Below are 22,186 nucleotides of genomic sequence, written 5' to 3' on the forward strand. Positions count from 1 at the left end.
GGGAGCTACGTGCGACTCTCAGCCACCGTCCCGCTGCTCACACTTGGCTCAGTCTCACTCTTCGCAGTCGGCCTCTCGTCGGCCGGTGCGGTTGGCCCTTCGGCCGACGCGGTTGGTTCTTCGGCTGACGCGGCAGCGTGCTCGCATGCCCAACCGAGTGCGAGCTCGGTCCAGTCCAAGCGGCTGACGCAGCCCACGTCCGCAAAGGACCCGCGGCCGCTCGGCGAGACACTCGGCGACGGGATCACCGCCGCCGTCCGCTCGCTCGAGCCCCTGGACCCCACTGGCCGACCGAAGTCCGGACTGCCCTACGGGTTGAGCCAGGGCGTCATCGGCGTGGTCGGCTCCGCTTCGACCGGCTACAAGGTCGTGGTCGACGGCGCCAAGCTGGACGCGAAGAAGTACCAGACCGCGATGGCCCGCAACGTCCCCGCAGCCGGCAAGCAGCTGGTCGGCATCGAGCGCAGCTGCCGTTCGGCCCAGTCGATCGCCGACGCCTGGAACTCGGTCGGCGCCCGCTCCTGGTCGACCGACGCCGCCCGTACGACGTTCGCCGCCGATCTGGACCCGGTCAGCGAGGACATCGTGGTCGAGTACGACCAAGCGAGCACCTCCCCCGCGTCACTCGACGGCTTGCGCGGACTGTCCGGCGTACAACTCCTCGCCAATTCGCTCGCACGGACGTCCCGGCTGAGCGACACACCGAACGGCGGCCACTGGGGTGGCGCCCGGATCACGTCGGCCCTGAAGAACTGCACGGCCGGCTTCTCCGTCGTACGGCGTTCCAACGGCCAGCGCGGCTCCGTCACCGCCGGCCACTGCGGCGGCCAGGGGACGGTGTGGAAGTCCGGCACCAACTACTACGGCACCACCACGATCCGGACGAACTACCCCGACTACGACCAGTCCCTGGTGACCGGCAGCAGCTACGGCCCCAAGATCTGGACCGACGGCCCGGGCGACACGCCCAACACCCGCACTGTCACCGGCGGCGCAGACCCCGGCGTCGGCACGGTCGTCTGCCAGTCCGGCAGCTTCAGTACGTCGCTGTGCGGCATCACGGTCCATTCGACGTCGGCGAAGTACTGCGACACCGAGGGCTGCACGACGTACGTCATCCGCGCCACCCGCGGCGGCCAGATCGCGATCATCGGCGGCGACTCCGGCGGTCCCGTCTACACCCGCCCCGGCTCCTCCACCGCCACCATCCGCGGCATCACCTTCGCCGGCGCCGGCTGCGCCTCCTCCCGCTGCACCACCCTCTACGCCGAGCGCTACGCCTCCATCGCCGGCCACCTAGGCGTCTACGCCCTCACCGGCTGACACCCCACCCTCCGCTAAGCTGTCCCCGCGTGCGCCCCCGTAGCTCAGGGGATAGAGCGTCGGTTTCCTAAACCGTGCGTCGCAGGTTCGAATCCTGCCGGGGGCACCCTGTGATGTCTCAGGACATCGGCATAGCTCCGACCCCTCAGTGGGTTCGGGGCTTGTTGCTTTGGGGGCCTTTTGGAGGCCGCGGCCTTTCCCGCCGGCCGACAGATTAGCCGGGTGCCGCGCCATCCACGGTGGATATCGGTCGGCGTCGAGGCCGGAACGACGTACTGGGTAAGGGGTTTCGCGAAACGCGGCGAGCACGATCGCCGGTGATCCGCGGTTGGGCGGTAACGCGGAGGGCGTACCCGGGGGGACCATACAAATCCGAAGGAGGTCAGGCATGGATCAGGAGGACGGGACGGGTGGGGGCTTGTACAGTTCCTGGACAGCAACGTCGATGTCCCCGCCGCCGACCTCGACGGGCTCCAGGTACAAACGCGCCGCGGCGACCAAGCCGTCACGCACGATCAGGATCGTGACACCGCGCATAGCGAACAGTGAGCCGTCCGCGTGATGACCGCGCCAATCCCACTCCCCCCACTCGGTCCCTCCCTCCACCGAACAGGCAATCAACTCCGAGACAAAGTCCGGCACACCCTCAAACACCGACGACCAATTCTCCAGGACCTGCGCACGCCCACCAAAAGCACGGCTCGGGTGAAGCGGTTGCACGCTTTGGTAGTCCTCGGCGAACAGAGACGCCACTGCCCGGGCATCATGGGAGTTCGTCGCATCCCTGAGCCGTTCGAGCATGGTCGACATACCAACGAACCTAGTCCGCGACCACCGTAGACGTAAGACCACGCACGCGATCCGGCACGCTTTACGCCACCTCCATCCGACCCGTCTGGCCACAGCGCGCGCTTCCTATCTGCGGCTATGTCGGGATGGCCGCAGCGCACGCTGTCTGCAGCCGATGCGGATGTCCCTCCTCCCCGTCAGGTCGACTGGTGCCTGTCCTCGCCCTGGGCTCCAGGTCGGACGAGCCCGGTCTCGTAGGCATAGATCACCACCTGGACCCGGTCGCGCAGGCCGAGCTTTTGCAGAATCCGGGCGACGTGCGTCTTGGCCGTGGCGTCGCTGATGAACAGCCGGTCGCAGATCTGTGGGTTGGACAGCCCTGCCACCAGCAGGTCGAGGATCTCCCGCTCGCGGGGTGTCAGGGCGGCGACGGCAACCGGGGGCTGCGGAGGTGTCGGCGCGGGTTGGCGGGCGAACTGCTGGATGACCGATCGCGTGACCGATGGCGCGAGTAGGGCGTCGCCGTTGGCGACGATGCGGACGGCGGCGGCGATGTCTTCGGGTGGTGCGTCCTTGAGCATGAACCCACTGGCGCCGGCGCGCAGCGAGTCGAAGACGTAGTTGTCGAGGCCGAACGTGGTCAGCATCAGGACCCGGATACCCGGATCCGTCCGGACGAGCCGGCGGGTCGCCTCGATCCCGTCCAGGGACGGCATTCGGATGTCCATCAGCACCACATCTGGTCGCAGCCGGGTCGCCATCTGAACGGCCTGCTGTCCGTCGACGGCCTCCCCGACCACCGTGGTGTCCGGCTCGATCTCGAGGATCTTGCGCAGACCCACGCGGATCAGGCCCTGGTCGTCGGCGATCACCACCCGGATCATCGGTCGACCTCACCGGATGGGCAGCAAGACGCGGATCGCGAACCCACCGGCCGGACGACGCCCGGCGTCCAGGGTGCCGCCGTAGAGGGCCACCCGCTCGCGCATCCCGACCAGTCCATGACCGCCGCGGTCGACCTCGACCGGACCGGGGTCTCCGTCGTCGACGATCTCGAGCTCCAGCGAGTCGAGGCCGTAACGCACCCGCACCATGGTGCGGGCGTGACCGGCGTGCTTGAGCGCGTTGGTCAAGCCCTCTTGGACGATGCGGTACGCCGACAGGTCGATGCCTACCGGGACGTCGCGACTCTCGCCCTCCATCTGCAGGTCGACGTCGAGCCCCGCCGACCGCATCTGTGCGACCAGGGACGCGAGGTCGCCGATTCCGGGCTGTGGCGCCAGCGCGTCCTCGTCGTCGCCGCGCAACATGCCGACCAGACGCCGCATCTCAGTGAGCGCACCGCGACCGACGCGCTCGATCGTGGTGAATACCTCGCGCGTGGACTCGTTCCCAGCGTCGAGCATCCGGCGCTCGGCCCCGGCCTGCACGACCATCATCGACACGTGGTGCGCGATCACATCGTGCAACTCGCGCGCGATCCGCGCACGCTCGGCGATGACGGCCTCCCGCTTCGCCAGCTCACGCTCTCGCTCGGCCAGCTCGAGGCGACGGTCCCGGTCCCCGACGACCCGGCGTACCAGCACCATCACCACCACAGCGCCAATAGTGAAAGCCCCCACCGTGCCGACCCCGTCCTGCATGACCAGCGCGGGAGCCATGTCGGTGACGGCGAAGAAGGCCACACCGGCGACGAAGAACCGAGGTGACGTCCACACCACGAGCGCGTACAGCGCGCAGAACCAGGCGATCGTGACCGGCCCGACAGGCAGCGCGACGAACAATCCCGTCAGCACGAGCGCGGTCTGGACCCCGAACCCGACGGTCACCGGAAACCGGCGCCGCACCGCTATCGAGGCGGTCACCAAGCCGCCGACCACCAAGGTGGCCAGCCGATCGCCGGCCGGCATCGACAGGAACGCCGTCTGGAGTGCAACGCCGAGCAGCAGGGCAGCGGCGAGCAGGAAGTCGACCCGGTCCGGGGCAAGGCGCCCGCGCATGTCGTCACGGTAGGTGCCACGCCGAGCGCCTGTCCATCAGCCAGCCGGCCGATGTGACCCGGCCAGCACATCGTCCGGTCAGCCGATGCCAACATCATCGTCGCGGGCGACGACACGCAGACGGCGGCACGCCTACCTTCGGACGGTCCACGACTCCCAAGGAGGTAGTGCTATGACTGATCAGACCGCAGTTCGACAGCGCAGATCCATCACCCCCGCCAGGCTCGTCCCGCTGGCCGGGGTGGCCTATTGCGCACTCACCCTCGCCGGTGACCTCACCATCGGGGAGTTCCCCGACGCCAGCACGCCCCCGGCAGAGCTGAGCCGCTACTACGCGATCCACGCCGACTCGGTCCGCCTCGGCGGGCAGCTGATGATCCTGGCGGCGCTGTGCCTCGGCCTTTTCGGTCTGGCCGTCTGGGCCCGCGTCCGCGATACCGCCGGACCACCCATGGTGGCCGGACTCATGCTCGTCGGTACCTCGGTCGCGGTCACGGCCGAACTGGGTGGAGCGGGCGCCTACGTCCTGCTCGGCAGCATCGGCGCAGACCAAACGGTGGCGCCGGCGGCGCTCCAGGCGTGGCAAGCAGGATCCCAATTCGGCGGAGGCGGCGCCACCCTCTTCATGGTCGGCCTGTTCGCCGCAGGCGTGTTCAGCCGCGCACTCCCGGCCTGGCTGTCCTGGTCGGCACTGATCCTCGGCATCGCAGAGCTCACGCAGTTCGGGTTCTACGCCTCAATGCTCGCGCTGCTCTGGACCGCAGTAGCCGGCATCGTCTTGTCCGTGCGCCGGCTCGACCGGGCACCGACCGGCCGAGCCGGCCTGGCACAGGTGCCCGGTCCCGCGTAGGTCGCGGGGGTGCACGATGAAGTCATGCAGGACACCGCCGGTGTCACTCGCGCCGGTAGCCGGGGCCGGCCGGGGAGGAGCCACCCGCTCGGCGACTGGCTGCTGGTCGCGGCGGTGGCCTTGCTCCATCTGCTCAACCCGCGGATCGGTCCCGGCGAGCCGGAGCAGCAGACGTCGATCCTGCTGAGCGCGGTCTGGCTTGGTCTCGTGCTCGTTCAAAGTGTGCCGTTGCTCTGGCGTCGACGGCGTCCCGCGGTGGTGCTCGTGGTGGTGTCGGCCGCGTGGGTCGTTGCCCAGGTGGTGTTCGGGCCGTCGGCACCGTTCGGGCTGTGGGTCGCCTTGTACGCAGTGATCGTGCACGCGACCCGCCGTACGGCCGAGGTCGGCGCGGCGGCTGCGACTGTCGTGGTCGCGGCGCTCGAACTCGCGCAGGTCGGCCGAGACGGTCTGCGCTTGGCGGACGCGCTGCCGATGGTTGTGGTGACCTTGGTGGTCGGGATCGTCGGTTTCGTCGTCGCGGACCGCCGTACCCGAAGCGCGGCGCTGCGGGACCGCGCGGAGTTCCTCGAGCGGGAACGCGAGGCGCTGTCACGCCAGGCTGCTGCTGAGGAGCGGTTGCGCATCGCCCGAGAGCTCCACGACCTGGTGGCGCACAGCCTCACCACCATCGCCATTCAATCGAGCACCGGCAGGCTGGCGCTGCCGCAACATCCGGACGTGGCGCTGCGTGCGTTGGCGACGATCGAGACGACCAGCCGGGACGCCAGCCGGGAGATGCGGCAGCTGCTCGGCGTGCTGCGACAAGGCGGCGACACCGCGGCTGAGCTGGATCCGACTCCCGGGCTGGCGAACCTCGACGATCTGGTCGGCACGATGCGTCACGCCGGCGCGGACGTGCAGCTCTCCGTCGAAGGCGACCGCCGGGCGCTCTCGCGGAGCCTTGACTTGGTCGCGTACCGGGTGGTGCAGGAAGCGCTCACCAACGTCATCAAGCACGCCGGGCACCCGGCGGCGGCCGCGGTCCTCGTGCGGTACGACGGCGACCAGCTCGTCTTGGAGATCACCGACGACGGAGCCGGGAACGGGAAGTCCTCCGACGGCCACCCCGGTCTCGGCATCGTCGGGATGCGCGAACGGGTGACCGCGTTGAGCGGACAGTTCACTGCCGGGCCCAGACCAGTGCGGGGGTTCCGTGTGGAGGCTCGGCTGCCGATCCGGGCGGAGGACGAGCCATGACGATCCGCGCCGCGCTGGCCGACGACCAGCCACTGGTCCGCGACGGCTTTCGCGCCCAGATCGCTCTGGTCGACGACATCGAGCTCGTGGGCGAGGCCACGACCGGCGCCGAGGCGATCGAGGTCGCCCGCAGCTGCCGGCCCGACGTACTGCTGATGGACGTCCGGATGCCGGTGATGGACGGCATCGAGGCCACCAGGCGGATCACCTCCGACGAGCGGTGCGGCGGCGTGCGTGTGTTGGTTCTGACGACGTTCGACCTCGACGAGTACGTGTACGCCGCGCTGCGGGCCGGAGCGAGCGGCTTCCTCCTCAAGGACAGCCTGCCGGAGGACCTGTTCGCCGCGATCCGCCTGATCGCGGCCGGCGACGCGCTGCTGGCTCCCGGCGTGACCCGCCGGCTGATCGCCGAGTTCGTACGCCGCCCCGAGACGCCTCGGGCCCGCCCCGCAGAGCTGGCGCAGCTGACCGACCGCGAACGCGACGTACTCGGCCTGATCGCCCAGGGTCTGTCCAACAGCGAGATCGCGGACGGGCTGGTCGTCAGCCCGGCGACGGTGAAGACCCACGTCAGCCGCATCTTCGCCAAGCTCGCCGCTCGGGATCGCGCTCAGCTGGTGATGCTCGCCTACGAGAGTGGTCTGGTCGTACCGCGCGACGCTTGAGGCGTACATCTGCGGGTGTAGTCGTGGACCCGGCGGCGTACGGCCAGGTTCGGATCCGAGGCCGACGACGCGCAAGCTGACGATCCGTAACTTCATGGCCATGACCGAAATTGCCCTCAGGGGCCTCACCAAGAAATACGGCGACGTGATCGCCGTCGACGATCTCACCGCCGACATCCGAAGTGGCCGGGTCACCGGCTTCCTCGGACCCAACGGCGCTGGCAAGACGACCACCCTTCGCATCCTGCTCGGACTGGCCCGTCCCACCTCCGGCACCGCCACCATCGACGGGGTCGCCTACCGTGACCTGTCGACACCGACCCGTCGCGTCGGCGCGGTCCTCGACACAGGCGTGTTCCACCCGGCACGCACCGGCCGGAACGCCCTGCGGGTCTACGCGACCGCCGCCGGCCTGGACACCGCCAGGCTGGACGCCGTACTCGACACGGTCGAGCTGGGACGCGCCGCCGGGCGACGCGTCGGCGGCTACTCGCTCGGTATGCGGCAGCGGCTGGCGCTCGCGGCTGCGCTGCTCGGCGAGCCTGACGTACTGGTTCTCGACGAGCCGACCAACGGGCTGGACCCGCAAGGCGTGCACTGGCTGCGCGGCTTCATCCGCACCTACGCCGCCGGCGGCGGCACGGTGCTCGTGTCCAGTCACCTGCTGGCCGAGCTGACCAACACCGTCGACGACGTCCTGATCATTAACCGCGGCCGGCTCGTCGAGCATGCACCACTGGCCGAACTGACCAACGCGACCACCAGCCTCGAGCGTCGTTTCCTCGAGCTCACCACTGAGGAACCATCATGACCGCACTGCTCCGGGCCGAGCTGATCAAGCATCTCGGGCTGCGCCTGACCTGGGTGATGCTGGCCATCGCGATCGTCCTGTCCGCAAGCCTCACCACGGCGATCGCCATCGTGGCAGGCAGCCACGGTTCCGCACCGCTCGGCCGCGACGACCTTCGCGGGGTGCTCTCCGTACCCGGCCTCCTCGTCGCGGGCATCGTCTTCGTGCTCGGCGTGCTGTCGTCGGCCGGTGAGTACCGGCATCACACCATCACCGCATCGCTGCTCGTCACCCCGCGTCGTGGTCACTTCCTCGCCGGCAAGTACGCCGCTGCCGCGGTCGTCGGGACCGTCTTCGCCGGTGTCACGCTCATCGCGTCGTACGTCGCGACGGCGATCGTGGTGCTCGCCAAGGACCTGCCCGTCGACCTGCTGACCGCAGACGCCGCGGTCACCGCGCTCGGGGTCACGATCGCAGCCGGTCTGTTCGCCTTGGCGGGAGCCGGGCTGGGTGCGCTCGTGCGCAGCGAGGCCCTCGCGATCATCGCGGCAGTCGCGTGGTGGTTCGTGATCGAGGGTCTGCTCCCTGGTGCGCTGCGCGAGCCCGAGCTGGCGAAGTACCTTCCGGCGGCCGCTTCAAGAGCGCTCATCCAGGCAGGTGTCCCAGTCGTGGACGGAACCGTCGCCGCCGCCACGGGTGGGCTGCTCGTCGCGGCATACGTCGCCGCCATCGCCGCACCGGCGCTGCTCCTGACGAAGCGACGAGATGTCGGCTGAGTTGGGAGGTGCTGACGCGGTATGGCCCCTTCTACTCCGTTCGTCGCAGGTTCGAATCCGACGTGACGCGCACGACGTGACGCGTGGGCGCCGGGGCACCCATCGTTCGGACTGGAACGCACGGATCGCGGCTGAGTGCGCTTCCCGTTCCGTTCGATGAAGTTCCCACGCGGCCGACGTCGGCCGTCACGACCGCCGGGTCCTCGGTGGCCTACGCTGCCCATATCGGCGAGACTTGCCACGAGCGGCAGGGCATCGATTATGGGCGTATCTAGCGGTGATCGCGGGCGGGGGCTGCTGGACCGGCGGGTCGAGCGCGCGGCGGTGGATCGGGTGTTCGACCGGGCGCGGGCGGGCGACAGCGCCGTGCTGGTCGTGCGCGGCGAGCCCGGGATCGGCAAGACGGTCCTGCTGGACTATGCGGTCAACCGGGCGTCGGCATCGGACCTGCGTGTGGTCCGGGCGTGGGGTGTGGAGTCGGAGATGGAGCTCGCATTCGCCGGGCTGCACCAGTTGTGTGTGCCGATGCTCGGCCGACTGGAACAGCTGCCGGGGCCGCAGCGGGACGCGCTGGCGGTCGCGTTCGGGATGCGGGAAGGGCAGGCACCGGATCGTTTCCTGGTCGGCCTGGCCGTGTTGAGCCTGCTGGCCGTGTCGGCGGAGGCCCAGCCGCTGGCCTGCGTGGTGGATGACGCGCAGTGGCTCGACCGGGCCTCGGTCCAGTGTCTGGCGTTCGCGGCGCGGCGGTTGCTGGCTGAGCCGATCGCCTTCATCTTCGCGGTGCGCGAGCCCGGTGGCGACCCTGAGCTGGCCGGCCTGCCCGGACTGACCGTCACCGGGCTCGGTAGCGCTGACGCGGGCACCCTGCTGGCCACGGCGATCAGCGGGCGGCTGGACGCCGAGGTGCGGGACCGGATCCTCGCCGAGACCAGCGGCAACCCGCTCGCCTTGCTGCAGCTGCCCCGCGGGCTGGGACCGGCCCAGCTGGCCGGCGGGTTCTGGCTTCCCGACTCGCGGCCCCTGGCCAGCCGGATCGAAAGCAGCTTTCACCGGCAGTTCGAGTCGCTGCCGGGCGAGACGCAGCGGTTCTTGCTGACCGCCGCGGCCGATCCGACCGGCTCGATGACCTTGTTGTGGCGAGCGGCCGAGCTGCAGGGGATCCCGGCCGACGCCGCGTCGGCGGCCGAGGCTGCTGGGCTGCTGGAGCTCGGCGCCCGGGTCCACTTCGGCCACCCCTTGGTTCGCTCCGCGGTCTACCAGGCGGCCTCGGGCGGTGACCGGCGGGAGGCCCACCGGGCACTGGCCGAGGCCACCGATGCTGAGGCTGATCCGGACCGGCGGGCCTGGCATCGCGCCCACGCCGCGGTGGGGCCGGACGAGGCGGTGGCGGCCGAGCTGCAGGGCTCGGCCGGTCGGGCGCAGGCGCGCGGTGGACTGGCGGCGGCGGCCGCATTCCTCGAGCGCGCCGCGGTGCTGACCCCGGACCTGGCGCAGCGGGGCGAACGTGCGCTGGCCGCGGCTCAGGCGAAGGTCCAGGCAGGCGCGTTCGAGGCGGCGGGGCAGCTGCTGGGTATGGCCGAGGCCGCACCGCTCGACGAACTCCAGCGTGCTCGCGTCGATCTCCTCCGGGCTCAGCTCGCCTTCGCAGCAAACCGGGGCAACGATGCCCCGTCACTACTGCTGAGGGCCGCCAAACGACTTGAGCCCATTGATGCCGGTCTGGCCCGCGAGACCTACCTGGACGCGCTGAACGCCGCCTTGTTCGCGGGGCGGCTGGCCAGTCCGGGCGGAGGGCCGCAGGAGGTGGCCGCGGCAGCGCGCGCGGCGCCCCGGCTGCCGCACCCGCCCCGCGCGCCCGATCTTCTCCTGGACGGCCTGGCCGCGAACTGCAGCGAAGGATACGCGGCAGGATCGCCCCTTCTCCGGCGCGCGCTCCGCGCCTTCGACCGGGAGACGTCCGCGGAGGGGGAACTTCGCTGGCTGTGGCTGGCCTGTACCGCGGCCATACACCTGTGGGACGACGCCAGGTGGGACACGCTGTCCGCCCGGTACGTACGTCTCACCCGCGACGCCGGTGCTCTCAGCGAGCTTCCCCTCGCCCTGAGCCAACGCGTCGGCGCGCTCCTTTTCGCCGGTGAGCTGGCCTCCGCGGCCTCCCTGATCGAGGAGGTGCAGGTCGTGACGGAGGCAACGGGAAGCCGCCTCGCGCCCTACGGTTCCCTGGCCCTTGCCGCGCTGCGGGGCCGCGAAGCCGAGATCTTCATACTGGCCACCGCCACCAAGGACGAAGTCGTCCAACGTGGCGAGGGTATCGGGATCGGCCTCATCGACTGGGCGACCGCGCTGCTCCACAACGGTCTTAGTCACTACCAGAACGCGATGCAGGCAGCCGAAACCGCCAGCGCATACCTCGCTAACGTCAGCCCGTCAGTGAACTGGGGCCTGGTCGAGCTGGTCGAGGCGGCCGCACGCTGCGGGTTGCCCGAGCGCGCCATTAACGCCGTACAGCGGCTGTCGGAGTCCACCAGTGCCAGCGGCACCGATTGGGCGCTCGGGGTCGAAGCGCGGTCACGGGCACTGGTGAGCGAGGGCGAGACCGCCGATCGCCTGTACCTCGAGGCGATCGAGCGGCTCGGCCGTACCCGCATGCGTGTGGAGCTGGCGCGGGCGCATCTCGTCTACGGCGAGTGGCTCCGGCGCGAAGGTCGCCGTCTCGACGCGCGCGAGCAGCTTCATGTCGCCCACGACATGCTTGCCGATATGGGGATGGACGGTTTCGCGGATCGCGCCCGGCGAGAGCTGTTGGCCACCGGGGAGACCGTGCGCAAACGGACGGTGGAAACGCTCACCGATCTCACGGCCCAGGAGGCCCAGATCGCCAAGCTGGCCCGGGACGGACGCACCAACACAGAGATCGGCAGTCAGTTGTTCATCAGCCCCCGCACCGTCGAGTGGCATCTGGGCAACGTCTTCGCCAAGTTGGGCATCACCTCACGCAAAAACCTCCGCTGACGCCGCCGTCGCGATCCCCTGGTGACCTCTCGAGCATCGGTCAACTCGCCTCAGCGCCGGCGAGCCGCTAGGAACAAGCGCACCCGCGGCTCCGCCCCTGTCCCCGTCCCCGGGCACGCACAACCCGGGGAGTCGCCCCGGGGCTGCCCCGGGGACGACGCGCGCCGATCGGCGCGACCGTGAATGCATGAACGAGACCTGTGACCGGTGCGGACCAGCAGTCAGCGCGGCGGTCCGCGCCGAGACCGAGCGCGCCGGGGAGCTTTACCTGTGCCGACACTGCGGCAGCCGGCTATGGCCGGCGCTGAACGCGCGAGGCTGGACCATATGGCCCGCCAGCGAGCATGCGTTCGCCCCTCAGGCAACCTAGCCGACACCGAGCCCGAATGCCCGGTCCCGCCGGGCCACGCTGTCACCTCGCGCAGCGTGCGCTTCAGGCTGGTGCGCCGAGGCCAGTACTCCGTCAAGGACGGCTACCGCGCCGCGTCTCCGCCTCGGACGCCGACCAACTCCGCCCGCTCGACTGATGCGGAACTCTGGGCCAGACAACGATGAGCAGCGGTCTCCAGAGGAGTGGGAGGCCGGTGTTGGCCCGCTCGATCACTTGGAGGTCAGATGAACGCCACCCCGACGAATACCAAACCGCACCACCCTGCTGTCGTCGCACAACAAGAGCAGCGGGCCGCAGACATCCAGGTACGGATCGCCGACACGATCACGGCGTACGCCGGCTCGATGCCATTCGTGTACGTCCACATCGTCGTATTCGCGGTCTGGATGATCTTCCTCGAGTCCAAGCCCTGGCCCATGCTGACCCTTGTCGTGTCCCTCGAGGCCATCTTCCTGTCGACCTTCGTCATGATCGGACAGAACCGCCAGGCGAGCTTCCAGCAGGCCAAGGCCGACCACGACTTCAACGCGCAGGAGCTCGAGCTGAAGACAAACACCGAGATCACCCGGCAAATCCACGTCCTCACCAAGGAATTGCACCAGCGCCTGATCGAGGAATCCAAGCCGTGACGGCGGGGGCTGGTGGGTCGCCGGCCTGTCGCAACTGCACGGCAGATACAGCCAACTGTGGTGAAGACCCATGACAACCCCGAGCCCGCGATCTTCGAGGTCGACCTGGGGTCGAGCTTGCGCGGGACGCCAGCGCCGCACGTGCGAGCCGGTGCCGCATTGCAGCAGTCCGAGGAAGTCAATGACCGAGGCAGTTGTTCGCTGGCCGGGTGGCACCTAGTGCGGACGGTTGGGTGGCGGGTCACGTCGGCCCAGGATCGGAAGCCAGGAGGGAAAGAAACTCAGCGGGGCTGCGACGACGAAGTCGGCTCGTCCACGACCCGCAGGACCGGCTTGCCCTCGAAGGACACGACGTCAGCGGGCAGTGCAACGGTGATCGCTCACCAGTCCACGCGGCCCCCCGGAAACCTGGCCTGGATCATGTCGATCCCCCGGGCCCGCCGCCAGGCTGCCCGCCCGGCTACCCCCAGGGTCTAACGCCGGCTCGCAGCTGGTTACGGGTCCCCTCCGGGATCAGTTCATTCGGCCGCGGGTCCGGGCGGGTATGTCACGCTCAGCAGTTCAGCATGGGAACAGCGTGGGAACAAAGACGCGTCGGTCCGAAGCAACTGGAGTCAAGATCGGCCGAACTGGTGATGGCTGTCTGCGCCTGGAGGGGCGTATGTCGGTGGGGTGCGTCGGTTTCCTAAACCGTGCGTCGCAGGTTCGAATCCTGCCGGGGGCAACACTGCCGGGGGCACCACGCAAACTTGCAGGTCGGATGCGGGTCCTCTCGGACGAGAGGCAGATATGCCGAGCTCGCGGGAGCCGCATAAGCGGTGTGATCCGACAACAGATCCGGTACAGATCTCTGCCAACTGATCTGCGACCCGTACGCTCGTCGGGCCAGTGCGTTCAGCAGATGTGAATGCACGGATCAGCCGATGTGCGGGCGTTCCCCGTAGCGCGGTGGGAGAGCGCTCCAGGCGCACGCGGACCGGGTCACTGGTGTGTCATTGCCACGCGGTACCGCTCCTCGGCGGTGATGAGGTGGTCGTTGTCGTCGGCGGCGTCGCCGAGGTCGATCTGGACCCAGAGCACTTTGCCGGTGAAGGCACTGTTTGTGGTGTCGTAGTCGTCGCTGACCGGTGTGGAGCCATCGGCCCCGACGTCGGTGGTCTCATCGGCGGAGAATGCCATCGGCTCTGTCGCGTCGACCGTGCCCTGACCGACCGGTTCGCCGTCGAGGAACAGGCCGACTGTGCCGCCCTTTCCGAGGCCGCCGCCGTCGTACTTGAGCTCCATGCGCACCTGGTGCTCGCCTTTGCCGATGTCGGTGTCGCCGTAGATCTTGAAGCGCTGCAGCCCGAAAAGGTTGTAGCAGTAAGCGGGCTTGCCGTTCTTGACGTAGAGACTCCAGCCACCGAACGTGCCGCCCTGGGCGACGATGACGCCCTGGCAACCATCACCGGGCACCTCGATCTGAGCGGTGACCGCGTGCGACTTGTTCTTGATGTTCACCACGGTGTTCTCGGTGAGACGCCCCATGCCGCCGAACAGCAACTGGGTGTTGCCGTGGACCAGGGTCGGCCGGCCCGCCAGGTCGGAGTTGAGCCGTTCGAATCGCCGGTCGTCGAGCGGGAACACGTTGTACTTGCTCGCCTCGAGGATGAACAGTTCCTGCAGCCGGTGCAGCTGTGCGGGCTGCTCGGCTGCGACGTTGTGTGCCTGCGTCCAGTCCTCCGGGGCGTAGAGCTCCCACGTGTCGTCGTCGAACGAGGGCAACTTGGCGCCCGACTCCCACGGGGTCGAGTGCCGGGTGACCGCCGTCCAGCCGCGGTGGTAGATGCCGCGGTTGCAGAAGATCTCGAAGTACTGCGTCTCGTGCCGCTCCGCGGCTGCGGCGTCCCCGAAGCTGTAGGCCATGCTCACCCCCTCCAGGGGGCGCTGCTGCACCCCGTTGACCGCCAGCGGCACGGGCAGCCCGGCTACCTCCAGGATGGTCGGCGCCACGTCGATGACGTGGTGGAACTGGTCCCGGACCTCGCCCCGGGCCTCGATGCCACCCGGCCAGTGCACGATGGTCCCGTTGCGGGTGCCGCCCCAGTGCGAGGCAACCTGCTTGGTCCACTGGTACGGCGTGTCCATGGCATGCGCCCAGCCCACCGCGTAGTGGTTGTAAGCCTCGGGGGTGCCGAACTTGTCGATCCGGGCGGCCATGAACTCCGTCGTCTCCAGCGCCGCCGCACCATTGAGGGAGATCATCTCGTTGAACGTCCCGTTGAGGGTCCCCTCACCCGAGGCGCCGTTGTCGCCGACGATCACGTAGACCAGCGTGTCATCGAGGACCTCCATCTCAGCCAGCACGTCGATCAGCCGCCCGACGTGGTGGTCGGCGTGCTCGAGGAACCCCGCGAAGACCTCCATCTGCCGCGCCAGCACGGGCTTGAGCCCGGCGGGCATGTCATCCCACGCCGGAATCTCGTCCGGACGGGCAGTGAGGACCGCGTCCTGCGGCACGGCCCCGACCTCCTTCTGCCGAGCGATCGTCTCCTCGCGCAGCACGTCCCACCCCTGGTCGAACTTCCCGCGGTACTTGTCCGACCATTCCGTGGGGACGTGGTGCGGCGCGTGCGTGGCACCGAGTGCGAAGTAGACGAAGAACGGCTTGTCTGGCATCAGCGCCTTCTGCTGCCGCACCCAGTCGATCGCATGATCGGTCATGTCCTCAGTCAGGTGATAGCCCTCCTCCGGAGTCCGGTCAGGTTCGACCGGCACTGTGTCGCGGTAGAGCGCCGGGGCGTACTGGTTCGTCTCGCCTCCGAGGAAGCCGTAGAAATGCTCGAACCCGCCACCCCCGGTGGGCCAGTTGTCGAACGGACCCATCGGGCTGGTCTCCCACACCGGCACCTCGTGGCATTTGCCGAACTGTGCCGTGGCGTACCCGTTCAGCTTCAGGACCTCCGCCAGGGGCGCACAGGTGTTCGGGCGAAGGGAGCTGTACCCGGGCGCCGCGGTGGCGATCTCGGTGACGCCCCCCATCCCCACCGTGTGATGGTTCCGGCCCGACAGCAACGCAGCCCGGGTCGGGGAGCACAGCGCCGTCGTGTGGAACCGCCTGTACCGCAGTCCCGCCTGCGCCAGCCGCTCGAACGTCGGCGTGGCCACGGGCCCCCCGAAGGTGCTCGAAGCCCCGAAGCCCGTGTCATCGAGTAGCACCACCAGCACATTCGGCGCACCCTCCGGTGGCCGCAGCGGCGTGATCGACGGGAACGAGGTGTCCGGGTCGTTCGCATCGAACGTCGTCAGACCGACCGGCGGTCGGTCTGGGATCGGCAGCACCTCACGCTGGATCGGCTCGCGTTGCTCACTCATCGGCCACTCCCATCAGACGGATGGAACCCCAGCTGCCGCGAGTACTGCCGCTTCCACTCCTTGCACCCTCTACCCTGCAACGGATGTGACACCTCACCCAGCCCGGATGAAATGCGTCCACGCCGACTCCCCAACGTCCCGATTCTCGACGTCACCGACCGCGGCGCAGCGACATCCCGGACCACGGGCAGCGCCTACGGCTGGTCTGGAACGACTCGGTCGGCCCCGCCCGCGCGGGCACGGTCGGGTTCCCGGGGCCGTGGCGGATCGGGCAACGGGTCCTGCGTCGGAACGGGCCGGCACTGGGCGAGCCGGGCCTGGACCTGCTCTCTGAGCCGGATGAGCGCGGCGTGCCGCGGCGCCGGGGACAGCTCGAGGAGGTCGTCGAGTAGTTGTTGCATGCGCTCAAGCACCATCGGGACCGGCGCCGCGGCGGGCAGCAGGTTCTCAACCGCTGTGCGCAGGTAGTCCTCCCAGGTCGGCGCCACCAGTCGGACCCGGGACACGCCAGCGTGGTCGACGACGTCGGCCAGCCGGAGCTCGCGGACCGCAAGCGCGCGGAGCAGGCCTTCGGTCGCGTCGATAGTGTCGACCGCGGTGGCCGGGTCGTCCGGCGGGGACAGCGCCCGAAGCCCGATGTCGGCCAGCAGGCGCAGTGCCAGCAGCGTGTCTTGGTCGAAGGACCGCTCCGTGTCCCGGATGACCGCGGCGCGCACCACCTGGTCCGGCAGGTCGCCCCGGTGGATATCGGCGAGCGGGGACGCCTCGTGCAGGGTGTCGCCGACACCGACCCGGAACACGACCAGCGCGTCGGAGTGGGTAGCCGCGTCCACCAGCCGTCGCAGGTCGAGCTGTTGGACCACCCCCTGGGGGCCGGCCCAAGTGACGGTGCGGCGCGGGGCCGGCTGGGCCGCCGGCGCGGGAGGGAGCTCGGCGGCGGCCGAGGAATGGAGCGGGTACACGTCCTCGATCACAGCGCGACCGCGGGCGGTCAGCACCGCCAGCACCTGGGCAAGCTGCAGGGTCCGGAAGGCGCGGGTCTGCAACGCGCGGATCAACGCTAAGACGGCGAGCACTGCGAGGACCGCGGTGATCGGCACCAGCAGCGAGACCCGGCCGGCGTCCCCGCGTGCCAGCCCCGCGCTGAAGCAGAAGACGAACACCCCGTTGGTGAACGCGAAGGTCAGCCACACCAGGGGATCGTCACGGAACAGGGTCAGCCGGGGCGAATAGTTGCTGGCCGACCACTGCACAACACCGAACAGGAGCGAGAAGACGATGGTGACGACGCCGACCACCCCGAGCCCCACCGTGAACAGCATCTGGGCCAGCGGACCGGCCTCGACCGTGGGGCCGTCACGCACCCGGGACAGTCCCACTCCCAGCCCGAGTCCGGCGAGCGCGCACACCACCACCAGGCTGGCGCGCAGCCTACGGTGGGCACGCATCAATCGTGGGGGCGCGTAGGGGGCATCGGCCGAGCGGTTCATCTCACGGATTCACCGTGGTTGGACCTCGGAGCGCGCACTCGGGCCGCTACGGCGGCCGCCGCATTGGCCGGCGGCCTAGCCATCACCACATCGCGAACCGAGCCCACAACTCACCTCCGGAGCCGGTGGAGCCGAACCTAATGCGGAGGGACGCCGACGGCCTCACCCCGCCAGGATGAAGCGCCCCTAGTGGCTCTATTGGGAGCTGCCGGTAGGCGTCGGTAACCCTCGGTGCCGCGCAGGGATCGCCCTCGGTGCCGGGCAACGTTTCCGCAGGCAGAAGGGAGCTCCGTATAGCACCCGATGAGTTGCTTCACCTGCTCGGCCTGAAGAAGGAAGCGTGCGTATAGCTCTCTACGCTCGCTCCGCAGCGCTTGCGTGAGCGCCTCTTGACGCAGTTTTCTGGCCAGCCGTGCCTGACTCAGCCAGCCCAGCAGACCGCCAACGATCGTGCCGACTAGGACAGACACGCCGACGATGTACGGATTTGACGCCTGCCCTGAGCGGCAGCTAGAGAGTGAAGTTCTAGCGACCATGACGTAAGCATGGACCGACAACACGTGGTGTGTTGCTGGGCAACGGCGCGGCGCCGCCAAGCCAAATACCACGTCTCGATGACCGCCGAGGCCGACAGAGTCGCGGTATGCGGGCCTGCAACGAACCCTTGTTCAAACAGGTCTTCGGCTCGCACCGTTGAGACTGGAGCGACCGTGCCGACGTTGCCTGCTGAGCCGAACATCGGACCGCGCCCGATCCTCGATCAGGCCGCCTACAACCGTGAGCGCGACATGCCGTTGCGGCTGCAATGGGAAGCATGCTGCGGTTGTGAGCTGCGGCGAATGGGAGGAACCGGACAGGTGCGGATGATCGAGGCCCTGTATTTCGCGATGGATGGGTCCAGACTGACAAGACGAGGGCTCCTGCGAGGGACGGCATGACCTCGGAATGCGGCTCCAGGGGGAGAGATGAACGAGGAACAATTGAGGATGGTGGCGCGCAAGGCAGCCGGGAAGTCCTGCCCCTGGTGTGGAAAGAGCGCCAAATACGTAACGAATGATGATACGGGGCAGGTGCTGCGGAATGCGGTGCGAAGCGTCCTGAGCGGAATACTGGTGTGGAAGGTGGTGAGCGTCACCATCACAGGGGGAAATGGGCCGTCAGGGGTTTGCGACCAGTGCGGTAGTCAGGTTGCATTGTGCCCTTCATGCTCCAATCCGGATAGACGGATTTCCCATTTCATAAAATGCTCGTCGTGTGGCACAGCCTACGCGGCAGGCGATAGCATCCCGTACCGCTATTGATGCCTGTGGCGCAGGTTGGGACGGCCCGGCGCACTCCGCCGCGCACAAATGGATGCGCCGGGAGTGCCATCAGGCTCCCCTCCTCACTCCCTCAAGCGTCATGTCACCTTCTTTGTTCTAATTGAGGGTCAAACCGTGCAAGGTACCGGCGTACTTGTCGGCCCAGTCCTTCATGATGTGATGCGGACCGTGCAGGCAACCGCTCGCCCAGTACATGTAGAAGGGCTTGTCAGGCTCGAAAGCCTTGTGCCGGCGCAGCCATGCCATGGCGTCATCGGCCAGGTCCTCGCTGAGGTGGTAGCCCTCCTCGGGCGTCTTCGGCGGCAGCACGACCGTGGTGTTGCGCACCAGGTTCGGCTCGTACTGCGACGCCTCTCCCGCCAGGAAGCCGTAGAAGTACTCGAAGCCGACCCCGGTCGGCCAGTTGTCGAACGGGCCGACGGCCGTGGTCTCCTCGGCCGGTGTGTTGTGCCGCTTGCCGAACGCCGCGGTGCTGTAGCCGTAGTCGGTCAGCACCTCGGCCGCGGCCGCGCTGCTCTTGGGGATCTGGCCCGAGTAGCCATCCCAATCGTTGGCCCGCTCGGCAATCTGCCCGTACCCAACCCGGTGATGGTTCCTGCCGGTCATCAGTGAGGCACGAGTAGGTGAACACATGGCCGTCGTGTGGAACCGGTTGTAGCTGATGCCTTCGGCGCACATCCGGCTCAGCGTGTCCGTTCGCACCTCACCGCCGAAGCGAGTCCGCCGACTGGGGCACTACCGAGTACTCGGGCATCGCGTTCACTCACCTCGTTGTGCCACGGCCTCGCCCCCGTCGGGCGACGTCGGGTCCATGTCGGAGCCTCAGGTGTGAGCCGTCGCCCGGCATCATCCCGACGGGGTGATCTCACGACGGGCACCAGACCGATCGCCTCACCTCCAGTTCAGTCCATTGCGGCCCCGGTCGGCATGCCACGCTGGCCAGTTCAGCGTGGGAACGCTCGGGGAAAGAGGAGGTGTCAATTCGAGTCAACTGGCGTCAAGATTGGCGGGACTGGAGTGGACTCGACACCCCTGGAGGGGCGTATAGGTGGGATGCTTCGATTTCCTAAACCGTGCGTCGCGGGTTCGAATCCTGCCGGGGGCACCCAAGACACGAAACGCCTGGAGCCTACGGCGTGGGGTCGTGCGACCGATCAATCCAGCGAGTGGATGGTGTACGCGACCGCGAAGCCCAGCGTCGTGACGACGCCGGTCAGTTTGCCGCCGTCCTCGAACGCCTCGGGCATCATCGTGTCGGCCAGCATGGTGATGATCGCACCTGCCGCGAACGCCAGGACGAAGCCGACGGTCTCGGGTGAGGAGTTCTGGAACAGGCCGTACCCGGCCAGGGAGGCGAGCCCCGAGACAAGAGCGATCCCGATCCACATCCAGAGGATCCGCGAGTGCTTCCAGCCGCTGGTGGCCAGGCCCGTCGTCGACGAGATCGCCTCGGGCAGGTTGGAGATGAAGACCGCCGCCAGGTACGCGGCCCCCACCGCGCCCCCTTCGTAGATCGTCAGACCGATCACCATCGACTCCGGGATACCGTCCAGCACGCTGCCCAGCACGATGGCCAGGGCGGAGCCGTCCTTCTGATCTCCGGTGGCATCCTTGCGATCGCCGCCGCCGAGACGCGCGATCAGCAAGTCGCCGCCGTAGAAGACCCCACAACCGACGAAGAGTCCCAACGCGACCGCACCGTGACCGGACGTCTTGCTGGCTGCCTCCTCGATCAGGTCGAACGCGACCGCGCTGATCAGTACGCCCGCGCCGAAGCCCATGATCAACCCGATCACGCGGAGGCTCAGGTTCAACCAGATCGCGATCAGCGAGCCGATCACCAGCGAGGACGCCGCCAACGTTCCCCATCCGAACGCTGCACCCATCTCATCCTCTTCTCCACTACCTGGAAAGCCCCGGAGGGCTAGGTCACCGGTTCGATCTCGCCCGCTCGCCAGGACTTGTCGAAGAAGGGCTGCAGCGGGCTGTACAGGCGCAGGATGATGAACCAGCCTTTCTCCGGGTCGGTCTGGACCCAGTTGCCGGGGGCAACATCATCGGGCCGGGCCGGCGAGAAGTAGACGACGGTGCTGCCGTCGGCCTCGGCCTCCGCGGCGGGTGAGGGGTACTCCTGACTCCCGGCACGGGGATAAAGCTGCTCGGTCTGCAGCATCGAGCGGGTCTGGTTGTCATAGAGCGTGACCGACCAGAACCGGGCCGCCGGGATGTCCTTGGGCAGGCGGAGCCGGTAGGCCTTCGCACCGTCGAACGCTTCGCCGGTGGAGTCGACGTTGCCGATCAGGTACTGCGAGCCGACGCCGGTCAGCCGCATGCACATAGCGGGCGTGATCCCGGTTGCGGTGTAGAAGAACGAGGTGCGCGAATGCAGCCGGCGGGCGCCCTTGTTCGGATAGGGCTTGATCCCTTCCTTGGTGATCTCGGGCGGCGGGTTGGTGAACTCGAACCCACCGACCCACAGCGAGATCCACCAGCCAGAGTCGCCGTCGTAGTAGCGGAAGCCCTCCGTCGGGTGGGCGCCCATCCCGAGCGTCCGGGAGGCGGCGTTGCCGACGGCAACCGCTTCGTCGAGGATGGCCCGCAGCCGCTTGTCGGGGGCGAACTTCTCGTCCTTGACGATCCCGATCGCTGCGAACTGGCCGGCGATCTCAGTGTCGAGCGCTTCGGCCGGCTCCAGCTGTACCAAGGCGTCGAGCAGCTCGTAGTGTCCGAAGTCGTTCGGCGGGACGGTGTTGAAAGCCAGCCCCGTTCCCTCCACGAACCGGGGGCTCTGCGGACTGGCGGCCTGACCGAGACGACCCTTCCCCGTCAGGAAGGCCCCGATGCTGCTGCCGACGCCGCCGGGAGTGTAGGGGTAGATCTTGGTCCGTTCCTTGATCTTGTCGACGGTCGGTCCGGGGTTGTTGCCTGGGTTCTCGGAGATGAACGAGCGACCGAGCAGGATCACGAGGTGGGTGCGCGAGCGGCGAACGTAGTACCCGCCTTCGGGCAGCGGCCCGTCGTACCCGGGGCCGACCAATAGGTAGGTGCCGCCCTGGCCGCGATCCGCACCGGGCAGCCCGAAGTCGCTGACCCAGCGGAACCACAGATCGTCGAAAACGCCCAAGGCGTCCGGGGGAGTTTCCACCACCAGCGGACCGTCGGACAGGTCAAGGAAGGAGATGTAGTACACCGTGTCGGCGTTCGCGGTCAGGAACAGCGACCGGGAGTCCATCAGCTCGGAGAAGATCAGCACGTCGCCGTCGTTGATGCCGGCCTCGAGGAACCCCTTCCGCAATGCGTAGGTCGACACGCCCTGGATCGAGTTCATGAACGCCTCGACGCCGTGCAGGTAGTCCAGGTGGTCGCGCAGCTTGTCCGCCGTAGCACTCGTCGGGTAGCCGTCGGTGAACTCCAGGGGACCCATCGCCGTCTCGACAGCCGATGGAGTCGTGATCGCTGCGGGTACAGGCGTTCTGGTCACAGCACCGGGCATCGCGGGCTCCTTCAGATCGGTTCTTCCAGCTGGAACGTAGTTTTCGGACCCTGGCAGGGGCATCAC

The 22,186-nt window shown here is 68.4% G+C and carries 17 protein-coding genes and 1 tRNA gene; 10 read left to right on the forward strand and 8 right to left on the reverse strand.

Annotation, left to right across the window (positions count from 1 at the left end):
- The first annotated feature begins 9 nt into the window (after window positions 1-9).
- Together ACXC9Q_RS14825 and ACXC9Q_RS14830 are read left to right on the forward strand one after the other, a co-directional pair.
- Entirely contained in the window at window positions 10-1,323 is a 1,314-nt protein-coding gene (locus ACXC9Q_RS14825) for a hypothetical protein (RefSeq protein ID WP_457057082.1), read from the forward strand.
- A gap of 33 nt (window positions 1,324-1,356) precedes the next feature.
- Window positions 1,357-1,429, forward strand: a tRNA-Arg gene (locus tag ACXC9Q_RS14830).
- A 287-nt stretch (window positions 1,430-1,716) separates the two neighbouring features.
- Here the strand turns inward: ACXC9Q_RS14830 and ACXC9Q_RS14835 are convergent.
- The 3 genes from ACXC9Q_RS14835 to ACXC9Q_RS14845 all read right to left on the reverse strand — a co-directional run bounded on the left by ACXC9Q_RS14835 (window position 1,717) and on the right by ACXC9Q_RS14845 (window position 4,112).
- Entirely contained in the window at window positions 1,717-2,133 is a 417-nt protein-coding gene (locus ACXC9Q_RS14835; protein WP_457057083.1) for a nuclear transport factor 2 family protein, read from the reverse strand.
- A gap of 176 nt (window positions 2,134-2,309) precedes the next feature.
- Window positions 2,310-2,996: a response regulator gene (locus ACXC9Q_RS14840; RefSeq protein WP_457057084.1), complete on the reverse strand. Its 687-nt coding sequence runs from the start codon at window positions 2,994-2,996 to the stop codon at window positions 2,310-2,312.
- 9 nt (window positions 2,997-3,005) lie between these two features.
- Window positions 3,006-4,112: a sensor histidine kinase gene (locus tag ACXC9Q_RS14845; protein ID WP_457057085.1), complete on the reverse strand. Its 1,107-nt coding sequence runs from the start codon at window positions 4,110-4,112 to the stop codon at window positions 3,006-3,008.
- A 172-nt stretch (window positions 4,113-4,284) separates the two neighbouring features.
- Between ACXC9Q_RS14845 and ACXC9Q_RS14850 the strand changes: the two genes are divergently transcribed.
- The 8 genes from ACXC9Q_RS14850 to ACXC9Q_RS14885 all read left to right on the forward strand — a co-directional run bounded on the left by ACXC9Q_RS14850 (window position 4,285) and on the right by ACXC9Q_RS14885 (window position 12,461).
- Window positions 4,285-4,962: a hypothetical protein gene (locus ACXC9Q_RS14850; protein WP_457057086.1), complete on the forward strand. Its 678-nt coding sequence runs from the start codon at window positions 4,285-4,287 to the stop codon at window positions 4,960-4,962.
- 24 nt (window positions 4,963-4,986) lie between these two features.
- A complete protein-coding gene (locus ACXC9Q_RS14855) occupies window positions 4,987-6,198 on the forward strand; it encodes a sensor histidine kinase (protein ID WP_457057087.1) in 1,212 nt (403 codons plus the stop codon).
- Window positions 6,195-6,863 carry a response regulator gene (locus ACXC9Q_RS14860; protein WP_457057088.1) on the forward strand — a complete coding sequence of 223 codons (669 nt, stop codon included), beginning with the start codon at window positions 6,195-6,197 and terminating at the stop codon, window positions 6,861-6,863. Before ACXC9Q_RS14855 ends, ACXC9Q_RS14860 begins: the two co-directional genes overlap by 4 nt.
- Before the next feature lie 100 nt (window positions 6,864-6,963).
- Window positions 6,964-7,674, forward strand: coding sequence for an ABC transporter ATP-binding protein (locus ACXC9Q_RS14865; RefSeq protein ID WP_457057089.1), 711 nt, complete (start codon window positions 6,964-6,966; stop codon window positions 7,672-7,674).
- Entirely contained in the window at window positions 7,671-8,429 is a 759-nt protein-coding gene (locus ACXC9Q_RS14870; RefSeq protein WP_457057090.1) for an ABC transporter permease, read from the forward strand. Before ACXC9Q_RS14865 ends, ACXC9Q_RS14870 begins: the two co-directional genes overlap by 4 nt.
- A 261-nt stretch (window positions 8,430-8,690) precedes the next feature.
- The gene (locus ACXC9Q_RS14875) at window positions 8,691-11,441 is read left to right on the forward strand and encodes a helix-turn-helix transcriptional regulator (protein ID WP_457057091.1); all 2,751 of its coding nucleotides are present in this window, start codon (window positions 8,691-8,693) and stop codon (window positions 11,439-11,441) included.
- A gap of 187 nt (window positions 11,442-11,628) precedes the next feature.
- Window positions 11,629-11,811 carry a DUF7455 domain-containing protein gene (locus ACXC9Q_RS14880; RefSeq protein ID WP_457057092.1) on the forward strand — a complete coding sequence of 61 codons (183 nt, stop codon included), beginning with the start codon at window positions 11,629-11,631 and terminating at the stop codon, window positions 11,809-11,811.
- A gap of 245 nt (window positions 11,812-12,056) precedes the next feature.
- Entirely contained in the window at window positions 12,057-12,461 is a 405-nt protein-coding gene (locus ACXC9Q_RS14885; protein ID WP_457057093.1) for a DUF1003 domain-containing protein, read from the forward strand.
- A 981-nt stretch (window positions 12,462-13,442) separates the two neighbouring features.
- On the opposite strand, the gene ACXC9Q_RS14890 is transcribed toward ACXC9Q_RS14885, so the two are convergent.
- From ACXC9Q_RS14890 to ACXC9Q_RS14910, 5 genes are all read right to left on the reverse strand, one after another.
- Window positions 13,443-15,815, reverse strand: a complete 2,373-nt coding sequence (locus ACXC9Q_RS14890) for an arylsulfatase (RefSeq protein ID WP_457057094.1) — start codon at window positions 15,813-15,815, stop codon at window positions 13,443-13,445.
- Window positions 15,816-16,009: 194 nt separating this feature from the next.
- On the reverse strand, window positions 16,010-17,263 hold the full coding sequence (locus ACXC9Q_RS14895) for a DUF2254 family protein (protein ID WP_457057095.1): 1,254 nt from the start codon (window positions 17,261-17,263) through the stop codon (window positions 16,010-16,012).
- A gap of 1,460 nt (window positions 17,264-18,723) precedes the next feature.
- Complete coding sequence (locus ACXC9Q_RS14900; RefSeq protein WP_457057096.1) at window positions 18,724-19,329, reverse strand: sulfatase-like hydrolase/transferase; 606 nt, start codon at window positions 19,327-19,329, stop codon at window positions 18,724-18,726.
- A gap of 452 nt (window positions 19,330-19,781) precedes the next feature.
- A complete protein-coding gene (locus ACXC9Q_RS14905) occupies window positions 19,782-20,513 on the reverse strand; it encodes a ZIP family metal transporter (protein ID WP_457057097.1) in 732 nt (243 codons plus the stop codon).
- Between the two features lie 38 nt (window positions 20,514-20,551).
- A complete protein-coding gene (locus ACXC9Q_RS14910) occupies window positions 20,552-22,120 on the reverse strand; it encodes a DUF1254 domain-containing protein (RefSeq protein WP_457057098.1) in 1,569 nt (522 codons plus the stop codon).
- Window positions 22,121-22,186: the final 66 nt, after the last annotated feature.

The sequence above is a fragment of the Kribbella sp. CWNU-51 genome (assembly GCF_054073265.1).

Excerpts from the sequence above, each read along its gene's own strand:
- ACXC9Q_RS14835 (WP_457057083.1), bottom strand. The coding sequence starts at position 2,133 with ATGTCGACCATGCTCGAACGGCTCAGGGATGCGACGAACTCCCATGAT.
- ACXC9Q_RS14840 (WP_457057084.1), bottom strand. The coding sequence starts at position 2,996 with ATGATCCGGGTGGTGATCGCCGACGACCAGGGCCTGATCCGCGTGGGT.
- ACXC9Q_RS14845 (WP_457057085.1), bottom strand. The coding sequence starts at position 4,112 with ATGCGCGGGCGCCTTGCCCCGGACCGGGTCGACTTCCTGCTCGCCGCT.
- ACXC9Q_RS14850 (WP_457057086.1), top strand. The coding sequence starts at position 4,285 with ATGACTGATCAGACCGCAGTTCGACAGCGCAGATCCATCACCCCCGCC.
- ACXC9Q_RS14855 (WP_457057087.1), top strand. The coding sequence starts at position 4,987 with ATGCAGGACACCGCCGGTGTCACTCGCGCCGGTAGCCGGGGCCGGCCG.
- ACXC9Q_RS14860 (WP_457057088.1), top strand. The coding sequence starts at position 6,195 with ATGACGATCCGCGCCGCGCTGGCCGACGACCAGCCACTGGTCCGCGAC.
- ACXC9Q_RS14865 (WP_457057089.1), top strand. The coding sequence starts at position 6,964 with ATGACCGAAATTGCCCTCAGGGGCCTCACCAAGAAATACGGCGACGTG.
- ACXC9Q_RS14870 (WP_457057090.1), top strand. The coding sequence starts at position 7,671 with ATGACCGCACTGCTCCGGGCCGAGCTGATCAAGCATCTCGGGCTGCGC.
- ACXC9Q_RS14875 (WP_457057091.1), top strand. The coding sequence starts at position 8,691 with ATGGGCGTATCTAGCGGTGATCGCGGGCGGGGGCTGCTGGACCGGCGG.
- ACXC9Q_RS14880 (WP_457057092.1), top strand. The coding sequence starts at position 11,629 with ATGAACGAGACCTGTGACCGGTGCGGACCAGCAGTCAGCGCGGCGGTC.
- ACXC9Q_RS14885 (WP_457057093.1), top strand. The coding sequence starts at position 12,057 with ATGAACGCCACCCCGACGAATACCAAACCGCACCACCCTGCTGTCGTC.
- ACXC9Q_RS14890 (WP_457057094.1), bottom strand. The coding sequence starts at position 15,815 with ATGAGTGAGCAACGCGAGCCGATCCAGCGTGAGGTGCTGCCGATCCCA.
- ACXC9Q_RS14895 (WP_457057095.1), bottom strand. The coding sequence starts at position 17,263 with ATGCGTGCCCACCGTAGGCTGCGCGCCAGCCTGGTGGTGGTGTGCGCG.
- ACXC9Q_RS14905 (WP_457057097.1), bottom strand. The coding sequence starts at position 20,513 with ATGGGTGCAGCGTTCGGATGGGGAACGTTGGCGGCGTCCTCGCTGGTG.
- ACXC9Q_RS14910 (WP_457057098.1), bottom strand. The coding sequence starts at position 22,120 with ATGCCCGGTGCTGTGACCAGAACGCCTGTACCCGCAGCGATCACGACT.